Raw genomic sequence first — 15,684 nt, forward strand, 5'->3', positions numbered from 1 at the left:
TTATAGGCATCAGAACGCTTCACCCCCAGGGAACCGAAGGCGAGCGCCCTCGTCTGAATCTTCAATGTTCGCGACATCGGCCAAGTATTTCCTGAAGAATGCGGCAGGCTGGTCGTTTTCGAATTTCACAATAGCGCCATCCCTGTAACGGACGACTTCGACTCCCGCCGCGTTCTCTTCCGCTGACTGGTTCAATGAAAGCCCTGCAGCAACTCGGCGGATATCTGCAACAAAATCGAGAACCAGAACCTTGTCCTTTTTTGTGCTAACTCGGAGACCACGACCGAGTTGTTGGAGGAATATCCTCCGACTGTGGGTAACCCGCATGAACGCCACGAGATTTACGTCCGGAACATCTATGCCTTCGTTTAGCATTTCAATGGAAATAAGCATGTCGATCTCACCCATTCGAAAGGCGCTTAGGTTCTTAAAGCGCTGCTCACGGGGGAGCCCGCTGTGCATCAATGCAGCTTTGACGCCTTCAGCCGCGAACAGTGGTCGCAACCTTTCCGCGTGGTCGATGGAGCGACAGAATGCCAAAGCTCGCGGGCCATCCATCTGGTTCATCTTGGAGCAAATCGCCTGAACCATCGCCAAATCCCGCTCGGGAACAAGTAGTCGTTGATTGAGATCTTTTATGGTCAATCCATTTATTGAGGCTCGCGCAATCTCGTCCCAATCAATCCCATCTGTCAGCATGCGATAGTCGACTTCTGCGAGATAGCCCTGTTGCATACCGTCCACGATATCCATCGTGTAAGCAGGCTCACCAAAAAGGTCAGTGACATCCCGATCGTCTCCACGCCAAGGAGTGGCGGTGAGTCCAACCAAGAAATTCGGATCAAGATGATCGATAAGGTTGCTGAAGCTGTCGGAAGGAGCGTGGTGGGCCTCATCAACAATCACAAGCCCGAATCTTTCGGACAACTCGTCCCCGCGTTCAATTGCAGCGTTTAGGGACTGCCAAGTCGCAAAGACTACCCCTCCGGGGTGTGCTGGCCGCTCACCGTCCGTCCACAAATGCGTCGCGCACTCTTTGGGAAGTTGGGACCAACTTGAAAACTCCAGTTGGCGAACAAGGTCGGTCATATGGGCAAGTACGAGGACCTCTTGTTCTGGATTACGATTAAATTCATTCGCAATGAGCTGGTTTGCAACGAGGGATTTGCCTAGGCCAGTGGCCATTAAGACAAGTGCACGTTGCTTTCCCTGACCACGATGAGCCTCAACAGCATCAATTGCCTCTGCCTGATATTCTCGAGGGGTTTTGTGATCGAGAGAGGCAGAAGGCAACTTGTCATAGTATTGTAAGAGGTGGCCGCCATTCCATGCGCGGACGTCAACGCCGGCATCCTTCTGTGCAGCCAGAAACTTGTAAGCGTTGGGATAGAAATCTTGGTTTGATGCAACGATAGCTATCTGTGCTTCGTATTTCCCTAGCGCCCAGACCGCTTCCCGAGCTCCGTTGTCGTCCACCCCACCATTCGACCGAAATTTCGCCTGCAATACCCAGCGCTTCCCACCGGAAACACCCACTACATCCGCGCCGTGGTCGCCAGCACCACCTACAAGGGCCACATCCTTGAAGCCTGCGTGCTTTACTAAGCGCGCAACCATTCGTTCGAAAGCTTGCCATGGGCCGTAGGCTAGCCGTTCCTCGCTGACGAAACCCGGCATTTATTTCGCCCAAGACTCAAGCAATCGTAGAGAAGCCAGGGCACGTGTGAATCTAAGTCGCCAGTCTCGATCCTTGTTGATCGCTGAGGCGCCGTCTTCCACGAGCCACGAGGCATCCTTTAAGCATTCGACGACTTGGGACAACGTTTGTCTCCTTTGGTCTGTCGAAAGTGGCTCATAGGGGCGGTCGAAGAAGTCGCCATCCATTACGATAGAAGGCCAAATCTCCACGAGGTCTTGTAAATAGTCTTCCGAAGCGAAACGGGCAAATTCTCCATTGCGAATGCACTCATCTGCTTGCGCATTGGTCAAAGATTCCGAGCGAAATGCCACACGTCGAATGTGATCGAGCTCATGTGACACAATGTCTTCTAAATCGATGGGTGCGACGTTGGGAAGGTTTTCGTCAAAATGCCGACGGAGTTCCCCAAGAAGCGCAGAAGCCGACTTAGCTGCCTGGGAAATGTCTCCCGAATTTGAGGGGAAGTACTTGTCTCTCAAAAGCCTGCCCACATACGACACTGGGTAGTCCCGAATGGACTGCGAAGCGACCGTTATGGCTTGCTGGGCAACATCTACGATCAAATAGTCTGAGGGCTGAAGGACATTATCTTCAAAATACGGTGAATCGCCATTGTAGTCGAATTGAAGATCGAAACCTTTCGGGGTCACCCTATAGGGGTGCCCACCCAAGTCTGTCTTGTGGCGCAATGCCGTCACCTTAATCAGAATATCGCCCGGTAGCTCTGGGACCTCGTACGTTCTTGAGAGCGCCGGATCGGGGTCTGGCAGCTGAATTTCTTCTGCGCTGTCGTTGTGAGAAGTACCGGCGTCGTCATCAACATCACCTGTCGGCTCTTCGTCATTTCCGGAGCTTGCGGTTTCGTCACCAATTGGGAAGTCCCCAGCGAAGTCGTCGGCGCCGCTACTACCGCCACGCTTGGCTCTTTCAGCTTGAAGAACCAACTCGTACCATTTGTCATCATCTTGAAAGTCGGGATCGCCCGCGTAGAATTTGTCGACGTATTCCTTCACCAGACCAGCGTTCACCCCGGTTCCATCACTTGTCCCTGGGACAAGAGACGACAATCCCGCAGTTCCTTTTCGATAGCCGGTAAACAGACGCGCCATCGGACTGGTATTCTGCGCAAGCCCTAATCGTTTTGCGATTTGTGGCTGCAGTGGTGAATTCCCGCGCACTAGATTCACCACTTTCTTCCATTCCGGGTCCAGTTTATCGAAGGAATCTTTTTGGTGGGAAACCCTCACAAAATCGATTTCCAACTCACCGACAATCCTGCCGCCCCAATGTATGGCATCAATGGGGTACTCCAAGATTGTATCGCCGTCTTCGCCACTAAACGTGAAGAACGATTTATCTAACTCCTGAATCACGCGTCCGTTTCGGATGAGGTCGATGCCAAAGGTTTCCTTGTCGAAGAACCTTTGGATACCTAACCAACCTGTTAGCTTCCTCGAGCGTTTTACGATGTTTTCGCGGTGGCCACATGCGGGGCAATCATCTTCCGCATCTGAAAGCCAGACCCAGCATGTGGAACAAAACTTTCTTGTGTCCAACGTTTCGTCGATCTCAATCCGAGCAGGTACGTTGCCAAAAGCCTTGGTTTCGACAGAACGCTTGGCATCCCAAACACAGTGTTTAGTTGGTGTTACGGCGTCCCCAGAATAGTTGATTTCGATCTCCAGGCGCCGCATTACCCGCCCATAAATCTTGCCAAGTTTCTCACGCGTACGTCGTTTTCCAACCCCCTTGATGAGGGGCATGACTCGATCAACTTCTAACCGGGTAATCTTGATCTCTGTACCATGAGCCTGGTCCTCAAGTTCTTTGTTAGTCTTCGCCCGTAGCTGCACAGGGGCATTGAAAGTCTTTTGTTGTTCCAGATGATCGAAATCGATCACAAGCCCTGTCCAGTCAGGGTCATCTGCGCGGGTGGTCCAAATCTCTGTTTTTCGCCCCATCCGCGCCGTGGAAATGTTGAAGCCCATACCGAAGAGGCCCATCTTCTCCACAGGGTCATTTCCCGAGTAACCCGCACGAACTGCGTCTTGTAGAGTCGCAATAGACATGCCGCTGCCATTATCCCTTACGATCAACTCACCACGACCGGCTTTCAGCTCCTTCTCGCCAGGAACATCCACCCAGATTTTTGGTTCGACAGCAGGTACTCCATCGCGAGCTTGATCAATGAATGCATCGATGGAGTTGTCGATGAGCTCAGCAAGGCACTGCCAAGGGGCGAAATCGATCTGCCCTAACATCCGGAGAACGCGTGGAGAAGGAGTGATGTCCACTGTTGTCATTGATACGCCTCCGTCTGATGGCAACCACTAGAAAGGGAAATTGCTGCGAGCTTGGCTAGTGCAATTCCCTTTTTGCGGGAGCTTCACGCATTTTCGTGTCGCGGGCAAGTAGGCGCCTACGTTAAGGCAAACTTTGAATTGGCGATTGGCAGTACTGTTTTTTACCTAATTGGCTATTTCATGCGCAAACTCGACGAGCGGCCCGAACTCAAACCCATCAGCCGCACGCAGCGCCGCGATGTAGCGAGCGCGGTAGTCGCTGTCAGCCGTCAGTGTTTCGCCGCCTGACCAGTCTAGGAGTATTTCCGGATCATTCGCCGCCGATCCGTCGTTCTACTTCTTGCTTGCAGATTTCTTTGGAGTAGCGTCGATCACAACGATGTCTGAAGCACGTTCTCCGGCAAGAAGCTGGACTTTCCTGATTTCGTTAATCGTATCCAACTTGTCACCTAGCTTCCCATAGTCGATCACAACGAAAATTCCAAAGAACGTTTCGGATGCCTCTTTGTAGTGCTCGAGCTGAGTCTCATAGCCATGTCTGACAGTTCCTGAGTCTCTTTTTAGTTCTACAAGCACCCTTGCTTCGTAGCCCTTCGAGAACTTAAAATCGACTGGCCCGCCTCCCATATTGGTCTCTGGAGACATGTCGATGTTGTTTGCCTTGCAGAACGCATCCGCAATCGCTTGGAACATTAGCTGAGCCGCTCGTTCTTTTTTGGGTTTCCCGTCTACCCAAAGCTCGCGCCAAAGATCGCCGACTTCCACGTGCTGTTTAAAGAGAGCAATTGCTTCATGGACAACTGCCCTGATTGCCTCTGGTCCGGTCGAAAGATCAACTTTGGATGGTGCAGATAGCGCATCAGGATCAGCGAGCAACAATTGTCGATACCTGTAATAACCCAAGGCATCTTCTATTGGATCGTAGTTGCTTGCATTATCCTTCACCGACGCCAGGAAATGATTGAACGCATCAGCGGAAGACAGTGCTGCACCCCGCAGTGCGTGCTTCGTGTCAGTTACAGTCGGCTCTGTGATGCCGGCTAGCAGCTGGCTAACCCTATTCCTAATCTCAGCATTTTTCATCGCAGCTTCGCGAACATCTGACCAATCATTTGCAATCGGGAGGTCCCTCACAATGTCTTTGGGTACCAACAAAAACGGCTTTGAGGTACCTTTGCTGTCCACGAAGTGGGGCAAGCCGATGTCTTGCCTCTCTTCAGAGATCGGTGTTGTTGCCAAAGCATGTGAGTTGCAGAATTCAGAGGTAATCGTGGCCAGCTGAAGGAAGACGACTCGTGTCGTGAAGTCGCTGATCGTGTCAGGTCCGACGCCTTCCTCGAAGAAGCCCATCAAAGAAATCATCTCTGGGTCATTCGCACCCAATGTTATGATTTCCTTCGTCGTTCGCAGGATCATGGATTGGATTTCTTCCGGCCGCGAACTCCCAGAACGCGAAGCGCCCCCGTATCCCAAACCATTCTCCGAGGGCTCCTCTAAATTCAGCAGTCGTCTGGCAGCCAACCAAGCTACATCATCCTCGGCCTGAGAAATGGTTAGGAGGCGGACGATTTTGGAAAAATGATCGCGAAATACTGCAATGGCATCCTTCGCGATCAACGGATGCCCAGACTTCTCCAACAGAACGGGATCGATAAACAACTCAAGATCAACGTTTAGGAACGGGTCGATTAAACCAGCTTTATCGATTTCTGCGGGGTTCACCCCAAAATAACTTGAAAAGAGAATAGGATTAACAATGCGTGCCAACTCTGAAGACCTTTCTGCTCCCCGATAACCAACTTCTCTTCATAGTTGTAGCCTGCTTCTCTCCTACAGTCACGTTGGCAACCTCGACAATCTGACGATCAACGGCGACGACAACCAGTGTCCCGGGATTCCGTCAATGTCCACTTTGGCGCTGAGGCGTGTTGGGACTGCTATTGCAGCGAAGGTTAGCTTCCCGCCGTCTATTCGGAGATCGCTGTCACGAACTCAACTAACGACCCAAATTCAAACCCATCAGCCGCACGCAGTGCCGCGATGTAGCGAGCGCGGTAGTCGCTGTCAGCCGTCAATGTTCCGCCGCCTGACCAGTCGAGGAAAACGTCAGGGTCAATCGTGGCCAGATACTCATCCGCCATGATCCGTGCCCAGCGTCCGTTGCCGTTGGCGAAGGGGTGCACCCAGACCAGTTTATGATGGAAGCGTGCGGTGGCTTCCAGCGGGTCGTAGGTGCCGTTCTCGCGCCAGTATCGGGCGTCATCTAGGCAGGTGCGCATTTCGGTTGAGATATGCCAGACAGGCACGCCGATGTTCTTCTCTGTTTGGCGATAGACACCCGCCCAGTCCCAGACCTGCCCGAACAATCGCTTGTGGACCTCGCGGGCTGCATCGTCGGTCAGGATGTCGAAGGACTTGGGCCGCCGGTCCAACCAGGTCAGCCCCTCGATGATGTTCTCGCCCTCCAGCTCATTCAACTCGCCGCGCGTGGTAATGTGCTTGGCCTTGAGACCAAGCAACTCGTCGGGCGTGAGAGGGGTCGCGCCGGTGGGTTCGTGCAGTTCCAGAGTCACTTCCAGAAATCCCTCGGCATCTCACGCGCGATTTCGCCTGCCAGTTCCTCGATCATCTCTTCCTGGCCGCGCAAACCTTCGGTCTGCTCTTCCAAGGCCATATGCGCGCGGGTGCGTTGAATGATGCGTTTGGCCTTCTTGCGAGCCTGGGCCATGATGATTTCCTCGACAGGTCCTTCGCGCGGGATGATCGCGTAGACCAGCTTGCCACCCATGGCCTCAGCCATCTTGTCCAGCTGGTTCAGGGAGATTGCTCCAGCCTTTTCGTTCTGGATGGAGCTGTAGACGCTGTTGCGGGACACGCCCAACCGCTCGGCCAACGCGGGTGCGCTCATGCCGATTGCTTCCTGGAAAGTCGCAATCCAACCACCCAGTGGCTTCGCGAAGGCTTGGGCCATCCGGACAGCTTGATTGATCTTGCTTTCAGCCTGCCGCTGTTTTGTACGTGAGACGGACATTTGCCAACCTGTAGCTTTGCATCTATGACTGTTTTGTAATACAAAGATATGGCAGTATTTTGTAATTTGCAATACCATAGCATTGCAAACTGGTGAAATTCGCCACGCCACAGCTTGGCATACCTGCCCATCAAGCTTTACCGATCACGTTCTCGACGGCGCTTGCCGGTGCTAGCACATTCTCCCCTACCTTAAGTTCCTTCGCATCCACGCCAAGCTCCTGGATCAAATACCCATCGCGCCGCTTGCGAATGTTCCGCATATAGCCGTTCCCTCCGGCGTCAACAAAAAGGCAGCGGATGTTCTGGTAGTCTCCCCAGACACCCGCAACGGCAATGAGCGGAACGCCTTCGGGCAGGCGGCCCACCTTTTCAAAGTCGCGATAGTCGATGCTATAGTCGCGGGCCTGATGGTAGCTCATGGTGAAGTGGTCGTGTGCAAAACTCATCGGATTTCCTTCCTCGTTAATGTCCCAGACCATGGGTATGGCCCCGCTCGATCTGCGATTCGTTCAGTTCTGTCTCAGCCTCTCTTCGGCGGCCTTCGCTAAGCTCAAGCTCTCGTTCAACTTCGCGTCCAGCGCGTTGTAGGTGGCCTCTTCGCTCAGCAAGCCACGCAACGCCTGCATTGACGCGATCTGCGAGCGTATGAGCAACGTCGCGCAACCCGCGATACCATCCAACTGGGCTAGCAGCCTCTTCGTCGAGCGTGCTTCCAAACCGCTCAATTCCGCGGCTGAGGTTTCGCAGGCCGTCACCAACCGCTCGACGCAAGCGAGCAAGTCGCGCTCCAAGGCTGTCAGGGGTGTCGTCATTCATTTCTCCTCGATCTTGATGCAGATAACCGGCGTACCCGCCATCGTGCAGGTCTTCAGCTCGGTCCTGTCGGGGTCCAGCGTCAGCCAGGTCTCTTCCCCCTGGTCGATCCGCGTCAGGCCCAGCTCTGCTATCTCCGCGCGCGTCAGCAGCACCGTCCAGAACCAGCTCGCGGCCATCATCGAGGCGATCCCCGTCACGATCAGTCCCGAGATCAGCCAGGGCGAGATCGTCAGCCAGCGCCTGATCTGTTCGGTCCGCGTCTCGAACAAGCTCCTGTTCTGATTCAGGAAGTGGCGCGTATCGCTCTCGATGGTACGCCGCGCGTCGCTCGCAATGGCCGTCAAATCGGTCCTGAAGCTCTCCAGCTGGGAGGACATCGAGGCGGCGTAGTCCTGGCGTATCGTGTCCAGCTCCGCGTTCAGCTTCTCGCTCAGCCGGGTCGGCTTGCCAGTCTTCATGGAAAATCTCTCCTTTCAGGCGCCAGCGTTCGCCGGTCTCGGGGTCTTGCGCGGTCAGATAGGCCTTGCCGACGCGGGGCAGATCGAAGCCCGCATCGGCGAGGGCATCGAGCATGCTGGCGCGATCCTCGATCAGACCCATCGAAATCTGATCGAGGATCCACGCATGCAGCTCGTCGCGACCCTGGGCGCGGGTCGGGGCCTCGATGGTGTCACGCACCTCCTGCGCGCGCTCCATCTCCATCGGATCGGCCCAGCCATGGCGCTGATTCATCAGGTCGCGCAGGCTGTCATATGCGTCCTGGTAGCCCGGTGGGGCGATGTTCAGGCTGCGGCCACTGGTCAGCTCCAGGCGCGGGTTACAGAAGTGCAGCTCGACGCGGCTCTCGTGGCTATGGCGGACCCAGAGCATATCATATTGCTCGCCGTCCAGCCCGGCGAAGGCCAACTGCTCGAAGGCGTCCATGACCTCGGCCTGCTGCGTCTCGGTGGGGGCGTCTTCGGCGGCAAAGCTGATCACGCCCGCCCGGTAGGTCCACTGGTGGCGGCTGGCGTCGATCAGGGCCTCAGTGCGGGTTGGGTCACCGCGTAGCACCTCGGGCAACGGGTCGCGCGTCACCGTAAGCGGCTGGCCGTCGGCATCGCGGATCAGGTCGCGATTGCCGTCATAGGCCAGCACGCGCTCGGCCACGAGGTAGCCGACCGGCCCCGCGCCCGCGCCCTTGCCGTTGGGAAAGAACTTGATCAGCACCGCCGCGCCTCGTCGAGGAGCTGGGCAAGCTGGCGTTCGATCACCAACAGGCGGCGCGCAACCGTCAGGCTGTCGAGGTCGGTGCAACCCACCAGCATCGCCCGGTTCAGCCAACGCGCGATCTGGTTGAGGTTGCCGCCGATACGCCCCACGGCAAGCACCAGCGCCGGATCGACGCGCGGCACGGGCTTCCGACGGCGCGCCTCGGTCAGGCTGAGCGCCTCACGCAGGAGCGTTGCGGCGGGCAGGCCTGCGGCCTCGGCCTTGGCGCGCAGCTCGGCCTTCTCGGCCGCCGTGCATCGGAAGACGAAGGTCTCCGTCAGTGGCTCCTTTGCGCGGGCTTTTCCCGCGCCGGTGGGGTTCGAAGGGGAGGCTTGCCGCCCCTCGCAAGGTCCCGGGTCATCCGCGCCAGCGTATGACATGGGTCGCCTTGCTGTTTGCGCTTCGGTCGGATCGGTGGCGCTCATGATCCGAGGCCCGCCGCCTGTATTTGCGCCTGTGTCACCAGCTTCGCGGCCAGCAATGCGTCGACCTGGCCCGGGGAAATGTGACGGCACAGCGGGTGGCGGTCCGTGACCCAGCCAGCCAAGCCTGCCAGCATCTCGGCCTGTTTCGCCTTCGTTTCTTCGCGGCTCTTGGCGATGTCCTCGACATAGGCCCGCCACCGCCCGGACTTGAACCAGTTGTCGGAGAAACAGACCTTCGACCGGGTGAACCCGGCGCTCTCGGTTGCGTAGGCCTTCACAGCCTGCAACAGTTCCTCGACCTCTGTCCCATCATCCAAGGCCTCCCTGATCCGCCTGAGACAGTCCGCCTTCCCCCGCACCCGATCCGGTGGATAGGCCGCTAACACCTTCTCAGCCTCTTCATCCTCCGCCACCACGCGCTCGCGCGTAGGAGGTTTCAGGGTGGTTTTAGGATGGTTTGGGGGCCGCTGTGGCCCCGGTACCCCGGCCACTGTGGCCCCCGTTCCGGGTCCAGTCTGGACGGGGTCCACTGTGGCCCCCGTCTCGATATCGGGCTCGGCGGTCAGTTCCAGCGCCTCAACCATCGCCAGGTCGATCCGGTACACGACCGTGAAACCGTTCTTGCACCCGCGCGCGCCGGTCTCGACCAGGATGCCTTCCTTCAGGAAGTCCCGGATCGTCCGTTTCACCGTGCTCTCCCCCAGCTCGGTGTGCCGCTGGATCGTTCCCTTGGAGCACCAGATACCCGACCCATCGTCGCTCGCCTTGTCGGCCAGGAACATGATGATCTGCTTACGCGTGGCGCTTCCGAATTTCCGCTCGGCACACGCGTTTGCCACCCGCCAGCTCATCGGACCGCCCCAAAAGGCGCACGGACGTGCGAATTTTGTACAGGATTTGTACGAGAATTCCGCCGTTTCGGCAGAATTCGATGCGAAAGCTCACGGGACTTTCTGCAAGCTTCTGCACAACGCCCTGTAAATAAGCCATATTTTTCAGGTGTTTTTGGTGACCCCGGCAGGATTCGAACCTGCAACCTGCCCCTTAGGAGGGGGCTGCTCTATCCAGTTGAGCCACGGGGCCGCGCTGCGCCTTCTGTAACCGGGATTTTTCGGGTTGTCATCGCCTTTGCACAATTGTTGTACACCCCGACCTGTTCACGCTACCATCGGGCAAAACAACAACGCAGGTGCCTCCCGTGAACAGTGAAACCAAACGCCCGCTTACCCTTCGCGATGTGTCCGAGGCTTCTGGAGTATCCGAAATGACGGTAAGCCGGGTTTTGCGGAATCGGGGGGATGTGTCAGACGCCACCCGCACCCGCGTTCTGGCCGCCGCCAAAGAGCTTGGCTATGTCCCCAACAAGATCGCCGGCGCGCTGGCGTCCAGCCGGGTCAATCTGGTCGCTGTGATCATCCCGTCGCTTTCAAACATGGTGTTCCCCGAGGTGATGACCGGCATCAATCAGGTGCTTGAAGATACTGAGCTGCAGCCTGTGGTTGGCGTCACCGATTACCTGCCTGAGAAAGAGGAAAAGGTGCTTTACGAGATGCTCTCGTGGCGGCCGTCAGGCGTGATCATTGCAGGGCTGGAACATACCGAAGCCGCGCGCGCCATGCTGGATTCGGCAGGCATTCCAGTGGTTGAGATCATGGACACCGACGGCAAACCTGTGGATGCGATGGTAGGTATCTCGCACCGCCGCGCCGGGCGCGAAATGGCGCAGGCGATCCTGAAGGCCGGGTATCAGCATATCGGCTTCATGGGCACCAAAATGCCGCTGGATCACCGCGCACGCAAAAGGTTCGAGGGTTTCACCGAAGTACTGGGCAAACACGGGATTGAGATCGAAGACCGCGAGTTCTATTCCGGTGGGTCGGCCTTGGCGAAGGGTCGCGAAATGACACAGGCCATGCTGGAGCGTTCTCCTGATCTGGATTTCCTGTATTATTCCAATGACATGATCGGTGCGGGTGGCTTGTTGTACCTTCTGGAGCAGGGTATCGACATTCCGGGTCAAATCGGCTTGGCCGGGTTCAACAATGTCGAACTGTTGCAGGGCCTGCCACGCAAACTTGCAACGATGGATGCCTGCCGTCTCGACATTGGTCGTCAGGCAGCCCAGATCATTGCCGAGCGCCTGAAAGATCCCGATTCTGAGATTGAAACGCGCGTGACGCTGACCCCCAAGATCAGCTTTGGCGACACCCTGAAACGGCGATGACGGCAACCCTAAAACGGCTCGACAACCAAACAGCGCGGGCCTTTTTCATGGACCGCCATGCGCTGGCGGAACAGCCTTCGGGTGAGGCCAAAGGCAGTGCGCTGCTGGATCTGATTCAGCGGTTGGGGTTTGTGCAACTCGACAGCATCAACACGGTCGCCCGTGCGCATGACCTGATCCTGTTTTCGCGCAAGCCCAGCTATCGCAGCGAAAACCTCAAAAGGCTCTATGAAAGGGAAAAAGAACTGTTCGAGCATTGGACGCATGATGCGGCCGTGATCCCGATGGAGTTCTACCCGCACTGGCATCTGCGCTTTCAGCGCGATGCGGATCTGCTGAAAGCGCGGTGGAAGAACTGGCGACGGGACGGGTTCGAGCAGCAGTTTGAAACGGTGTTACAGCACATCCGCGACAACGGCCCGGTGTCCTCCTCGGATGTGGGCAAGGATGAAAAGAAGGGCTCGGGCGGATGGTGGGATTGGCACCCCTCAAAAACCGCCCTGGAGTTTTTGTGGCGTTCCGGGGCTCTTACTGTTGTCGGCCGTGACGGATTCCAGAAACGCTACGATCTGACCGAGCGGGTCATTGAAACCCAGCTTTGTCCGGGAAACTTGCAGTGCGACGCAGAGGCGACCGCGGATTGGCTGTGCAACGCGGCCCTAGACCGGCTTGGATTTGCAACCTCGGGTGAGTTGGCTGCGTTCTGGGACACGGTCAGCGCCGGTGAAGCCAAAGACTGGTGCGCGACGGCATTGGATAGGGGCGACATCGAAGAGATTGAGATCACCTGTGCGGATGGACGCATCCGAAAGGTCTTTGCCCGCCCAGACTTGGTGGACAAGAAAGCCAACCTGTCCCAGCCGCCGGGGCGTATCCGCGTGCTCAGCCCGTTTGACCCCATGTTGCGCGACCGCAACCGGGCTGAGCGGTTGTTTGGCTTTCACTATCGCATTGAGGTCTTCGTGCCGGAGGCCAAGCGCAGCTATGGCTACTATGTGTTTCCGCTGCTCGAAGGTGATCGTTTGATTGGCCGGATCGACATGAAAGCGCATCGTGATCGCGACGTGTTACGAGTCAAAGCCCTGTGGCCCGAACACAGAGTGCGCTGGTCCGACGCCCGCACCCGACGCCTGAACGCCGAGTTGGACCGGGTGCGTCGACTGGCAGGCGTGACACATGTCGAGTTTGCCAAAGATTGGCTGAAAGATCCTAAATAGGGTCAATACTGCATCCGTGAGCGTCAGTTGAATTGGTGTGAGTCCGTCAATCTCACCGCTCAGAACATCCCCCGCCACAACCGGCCCAACACCCGCGGAGGTTCCGGTCAGGATCAGATCGCAGGGGCGTAAATGACAAAAGCCGGACAGATGACAGATGACTTCGTCAATCTTCCAGATCAACTCCTCAAGCGTCGCGTCCTGCCGTATCTCATCAGTGACGCGCAGACGGATATGCTTGCCCTCGTCCGGGGACCAATCTTCTGCCCGGGTGAGCGGAGCAAATACAGCACCGTTTTCGACATCCTTGCCCAGATTCCAGGGCCTCTGCTTGTTCCGCTCTCGGATCTGCAAGTCGCGCCGGGTCATATCAAGAGCACAGCCATACGCATAGACCGCGTCCCAAGCCTGCTCAGGGTTGGCGCGGAACACCGGTTTTCCAATCGCCAGTGCCAATTCCATTTCATGATGATAGTTCTCGGTCCCGGCAGGGTACGGAACCGTTGCCCCGGACAGAACCGCATTTGCGGCGGACTTGGTGAAATAGAACGATGCTTCGCGGTCTACCTCATTCCCCATCTCGGCCGCATGGGCCGCGTAGTTTCGGCCAACGCAAAAAATGCGACCAACGGGATACTCTGCCGGGATACCGACAACAGGAATAGTGATGGGGTCTGGAAGGGAAAACAGACTGTTTTACATAGTGCTCTCTGACTATTTTACTGGTTCATCTTACGACCGCTGGCCCGATCAGCAATACCGGAAAACACGCCAGATTTCGCCAAAGCTTTGGCGGCGTTTCAGCGCGAACCCGCCCAATTCCGATGTGCAGTGCAATGTCCGTTTCAAAGCAAATTCACTTCCGCCTTTATGGCTTCGTCAGAGGAAGAACAAACGCGACTTGGCTCAGGCATAAGTTGAGCTATGTCATTAGATACGTGATGTTGCAGCCGACAACACGGCCTCAGTGAAGCCAAATGCAGACACTTGGTCAATGAACCCGCCGAGGTGACTTCAGGGCCCCACTTGCAAACGATCCATCGGTCGGCACTTGGCAACATCTATTTCGGAGAGCAAAGGCATGAGCCCGCCCCCCGGGAAATATGCCTTGTTTAGAGTCTGTTTTGACTCGGCACACACTCCGAAGCGCAGGTCGGACCGTCAGGCTACACGTGACGCAACCGGCCTCGGGCCAGGCACATGATCCAGTACGAGTCTGGCCGCCCCGTCGGAGAATCCCCCTAAACTCTCCGGCGGGGTCCCTGAAGTGCGAATTCACTAAAACCGTGGATCAGGCTTCGAGATCTTTCAGGTCATTGAGAAGATCCAGCAAAAGCTCGTGCTTTTCCGGACCAAGCTGGGACCGAATGCGTTCTGCCTGGGCGATACTTGCAGACAGATTGGCTCGAATGATCTGGGTACCGCTTGCGGTGACCTCGACAATCTGACGACGACGATCTGCCGGGTGGCACCGCCGCGAGATCAAACCGCGTTGTTCCAGTTTCTGCAATATGCGCGTCAGGCTGGGCAGCAACAGGCAGGCACGATCAGAGATATGTGTCGGCTCTTGTGGACCTTCCTCGTTCAGTACCCGCAAAACGCGCCATTGTTGTTCGGTGACACCGGCGTCAGCCAGCATTGCACGAATGGGTCCCATAACCTTTTCCCGCGCCCGCAACAGCGCAATGGGCAAAGATCGCGACGTCAGAGGAAGATCGTCGGTCATAGGAAAATTATCACTGAAATTCAGGTTTTTCGCAAGCGAGCCTCTCTTCCGATCAAAGTTCCCGAACACTTTTACCCGCAGGCTTTGCCGCAACATCAATAAAACCAATTAGAAAGCTGCGCCTTCAGGCTGGACAATTCACCACCATCAAAGAAGATGCAGAGGAGGCCAGGCATGAGGTCTTTGCACACAATATCTTACGCAACAAAGGGAGATCAGATGGCTGCCCCGGAAAACCCCTTCAAGACGGCTCTAAAAACGGGAAAAACACAGATTGGGTGCTGGATGAGCTTTGCAGAACCCATAACGGCCGAAATCATGGGCACAGCCGGTTTCGATTGGCTGGTGATAGATGTGGAACATGCCCCCAATGACATCCGCTCAATCCGGGATCAGCTTGTGGCCTTGGCAGCCAGCCCGTCGCATCCGGTGGTTCGGCTTCCGGTTGGCGAGACCTGGCTGATCAAGATGGTATTGGATGCAGGCGCTCAGACCGTGCTGGTTCCGATTGTGGAAAGCGCGGAACAGGCGCGGGAACTGGTCCGCGCCTGTCGCTATCCTCCGACCGGCGCGCGCGGCGTGGGCGCGATGGCGTCAAGGGCCACGATGTATGGATCGGTCGAGGAGTACATCCAAACGGCGGATCAGGAAATCTGCCTGTTGCTGCAAGTTGAAACCCGCGCCGGATTGGCTGCCCTGGATGATATATTGCAGGTCGAGGGCGTGGATGGTGTGTTCATCGGCCCCGCCGATCTGTCGACCGACATGGGCTATCAGGGCAACAGCGCCGCCCCCGAGATGCGCGAGGTGATCGCTGACGCGCTGGCGCGGATCAAGGCATCCGATAAAGCGGCTGGCATCCTCGCTGTCAATGATGAAGCCCGACAGGCTTATCTGGACATGGGTGCGCAATTCCTGGCCGTTGGAATCGACGTTATGCTGTTGGCGCAATCGGCGCGATCACTGGTTGCGCGGTGGAAGGCGTCATGA

At 56.6% G+C, this 15,684-nt stretch carries 13 protein-coding genes, 1 tRNA gene and 1 pseudogene; 3 read left to right on the plus strand and 12 right to left on the minus strand.

Translation table 11 applies throughout. The features are described 5' to 3' along the window. Window positions 1-9: 9 nt before the first annotated feature. From ALB80_RS13175 to ALB80_RS13230, 10 genes are all read right to left on the minus strand, one after another. Window positions 10-1,677 carry a DEAD/DEAH box helicase family protein gene (locus ALB80_RS13175; RefSeq protein ID WP_050604546.1) on the minus strand — a complete coding sequence of 556 codons (1,668 nt, stop codon included), beginning with the start codon at window positions 1,675-1,677 and terminating at the stop codon, window positions 10-12. Continuing rightward, window positions 1,678-4,002, minus strand: a complete 2,325-nt coding sequence (locus tag ALB80_RS13180; RefSeq protein ID WP_050604547.1) for an ATP-binding protein — start codon at window positions 4,000-4,002, stop codon at window positions 1,678-1,680. A 333-nt stretch (window positions 4,003-4,335) separates the two neighbouring features. Continuing rightward, a complete protein-coding gene (locus ALB80_RS13185) occupies window positions 4,336-5,769 on the minus strand; it encodes a hypothetical protein (protein WP_050604548.1) in 1,434 nt (477 codons plus the stop codon). Window positions 5,770-5,969: 200 nt separating this feature from the next. Further along, a complete protein-coding gene (locus tag ALB80_RS13190; protein ID WP_253276881.1) occupies window positions 5,970-6,575 on the minus strand; it encodes a mobile mystery protein B in 606 nt (201 codons plus the stop codon). Next, window positions 6,572-7,033, minus strand: a complete 462-nt coding sequence (locus ALB80_RS13195) for a mobile mystery protein A (protein ID WP_050604549.1) — start codon at window positions 7,031-7,033, stop codon at window positions 6,572-6,574. Before ALB80_RS13195 ends, ALB80_RS13190 begins: the two co-directional genes overlap by 4 nt. Before the next feature lie 130 nt (window positions 7,034-7,163). After that, window positions 7,164-7,481, minus strand: coding sequence for a hypothetical protein (locus ALB80_RS13200; RefSeq protein ID WP_050604690.1), 318 nt, complete (start codon window positions 7,479-7,481; stop codon window positions 7,164-7,166). 16 nt (window positions 7,482-7,497) lie between these two features. Continuing rightward, window positions 7,498-9,060, minus strand: a complete 1,563-nt coding sequence (locus ALB80_RS21880) for a relaxase/mobilization nuclease domain-containing protein (protein ID WP_083445306.1) — start codon at window positions 9,058-9,060, stop codon at window positions 7,498-7,500. Further along, window positions 9,054-9,527: a plasmid mobilization relaxosome protein MobC gene (gene mobC / locus ALB80_RS22695; protein WP_253276882.1), complete on the minus strand. Its 474-nt coding sequence runs from the start codon at window positions 9,525-9,527 to the stop codon at window positions 9,054-9,056. Before mobC ends, ALB80_RS21880 begins: the two co-directional genes overlap by 7 nt. After that, window positions 9,524-10,216, minus strand: a complete 693-nt coding sequence (locus tag ALB80_RS13225; protein WP_253276883.1) for a hypothetical protein — start codon at window positions 10,214-10,216, stop codon at window positions 9,524-9,526. Before ALB80_RS13225 ends, mobC begins: the two co-directional genes overlap by 4 nt. Before the next feature lie 317 nt (window positions 10,217-10,533). Next, window positions 10,534-10,610 (minus strand) — tRNA-Arg (locus tag ALB80_RS13230). A gap of 115 nt (window positions 10,611-10,725) precedes the next feature. Here ALB80_RS13230 and ALB80_RS13235 point away from each other — a divergent pair. Continuing rightward, a complete protein-coding gene (locus ALB80_RS13235; protein ID WP_050604554.1) occupies window positions 10,726-11,751 on the plus strand; it encodes a LacI family DNA-binding transcriptional regulator in 1,026 nt (341 codons plus the stop codon). Then, on the plus strand, window positions 11,748-12,968 hold the full coding sequence (locus ALB80_RS13240) for a winged helix-turn-helix domain-containing protein (protein ID WP_050604555.1): 1,221 nt from the start codon (window positions 11,748-11,750) through the stop codon (window positions 12,966-12,968). Before ALB80_RS13235 ends, ALB80_RS13240 begins: the two co-directional genes overlap by 4 nt. 15 nt (window positions 12,969-12,983) lie before the next feature. Here the strand turns inward: ALB80_RS13240 and ALB80_RS21885 are convergent. Continuing rightward, window positions 12,984-13,658, minus strand: a pseudogene (locus tag ALB80_RS21885) (fumarylacetoacetate hydrolase family protein); the annotation flags it as partial. Window positions 13,659-14,259: 601 nt separating this feature from the next. Continuing rightward, window positions 14,260-14,694, minus strand: a complete 435-nt coding sequence (hpaR, locus tag ALB80_RS13250) for a homoprotocatechuate degradation operon regulator HpaR (RefSeq protein WP_050604692.1) — start codon at window positions 14,692-14,694, stop codon at window positions 14,260-14,262. Between the two features lie 219 nt (window positions 14,695-14,913). On the opposite strand from hpaR, the gene ALB80_RS13255 reads away from it, so the two are divergent. Then, window positions 14,914-15,684 (plus strand): HpcH/HpaI aldolase/citrate lyase family protein, encoded by a 771-nt coding sequence (locus ALB80_RS13255; RefSeq protein WP_050604557.1) that lies wholly within the window; start codon window positions 14,914-14,916, stop codon window positions 15,682-15,684.

The sequence above is a fragment of the Ruegeria sp. 6PALISEP08 genome, from assembly GCF_001238295.1.
In the GTDB taxonomy this organism is placed as follows: domain Bacteria; phylum Pseudomonadota; class Alphaproteobacteria; order Rhodobacterales; family Rhodobacteraceae; genus Ruegeria.

Excerpts from the sequence above, each read along its gene's own strand:
- ALB80_RS13175 (WP_050604546.1), bottom strand. The coding sequence starts at position 1,677 with ATGCCGGGTTTCGTCAGCGAGGAACGGCTAGCCTACGGCCCATGGCAA.
- ALB80_RS13180 (WP_050604547.1), bottom strand. The coding sequence starts at position 4,002 with ATGACAACAGTGGACATCACTCCTTCTCCACGCGTTCTCCGGATGTTA.
- ALB80_RS13195 (WP_050604549.1), bottom strand. The coding sequence starts at position 7,033 with ATGTCCGTCTCACGTACAAAACAGCGGCAGGCTGAAAGCAAGATCAAT.
- ALB80_RS13200 (WP_050604690.1), bottom strand. The coding sequence starts at position 7,481 with ATGAGTTTTGCACACGACCACTTCACCATGAGCTACCATCAGGCCCGC.
- mobC (WP_253276882.1), bottom strand. The coding sequence starts at position 9,527 with ATGAGCGCCACCGATCCGACCGAAGCGCAAACAGCAAGGCGACCCATG.
- ALB80_RS13240 (WP_050604555.1), top strand. The coding sequence starts at position 11,748 with ATGACGGCAACCCTAAAACGGCTCGACAACCAAACAGCGCGGGCCTTT.
- hpaR (WP_050604692.1), bottom strand. The coding sequence starts at position 14,694 with ATGACCGACGATCTTCCTCTGACGTCGCGATCTTTGCCCATTGCGCTG.
- ALB80_RS13255 (WP_050604557.1), top strand. The coding sequence starts at position 14,914 with ATGGCTGCCCCGGAAAACCCCTTCAAGACGGCTCTAAAAACGGGAAAA.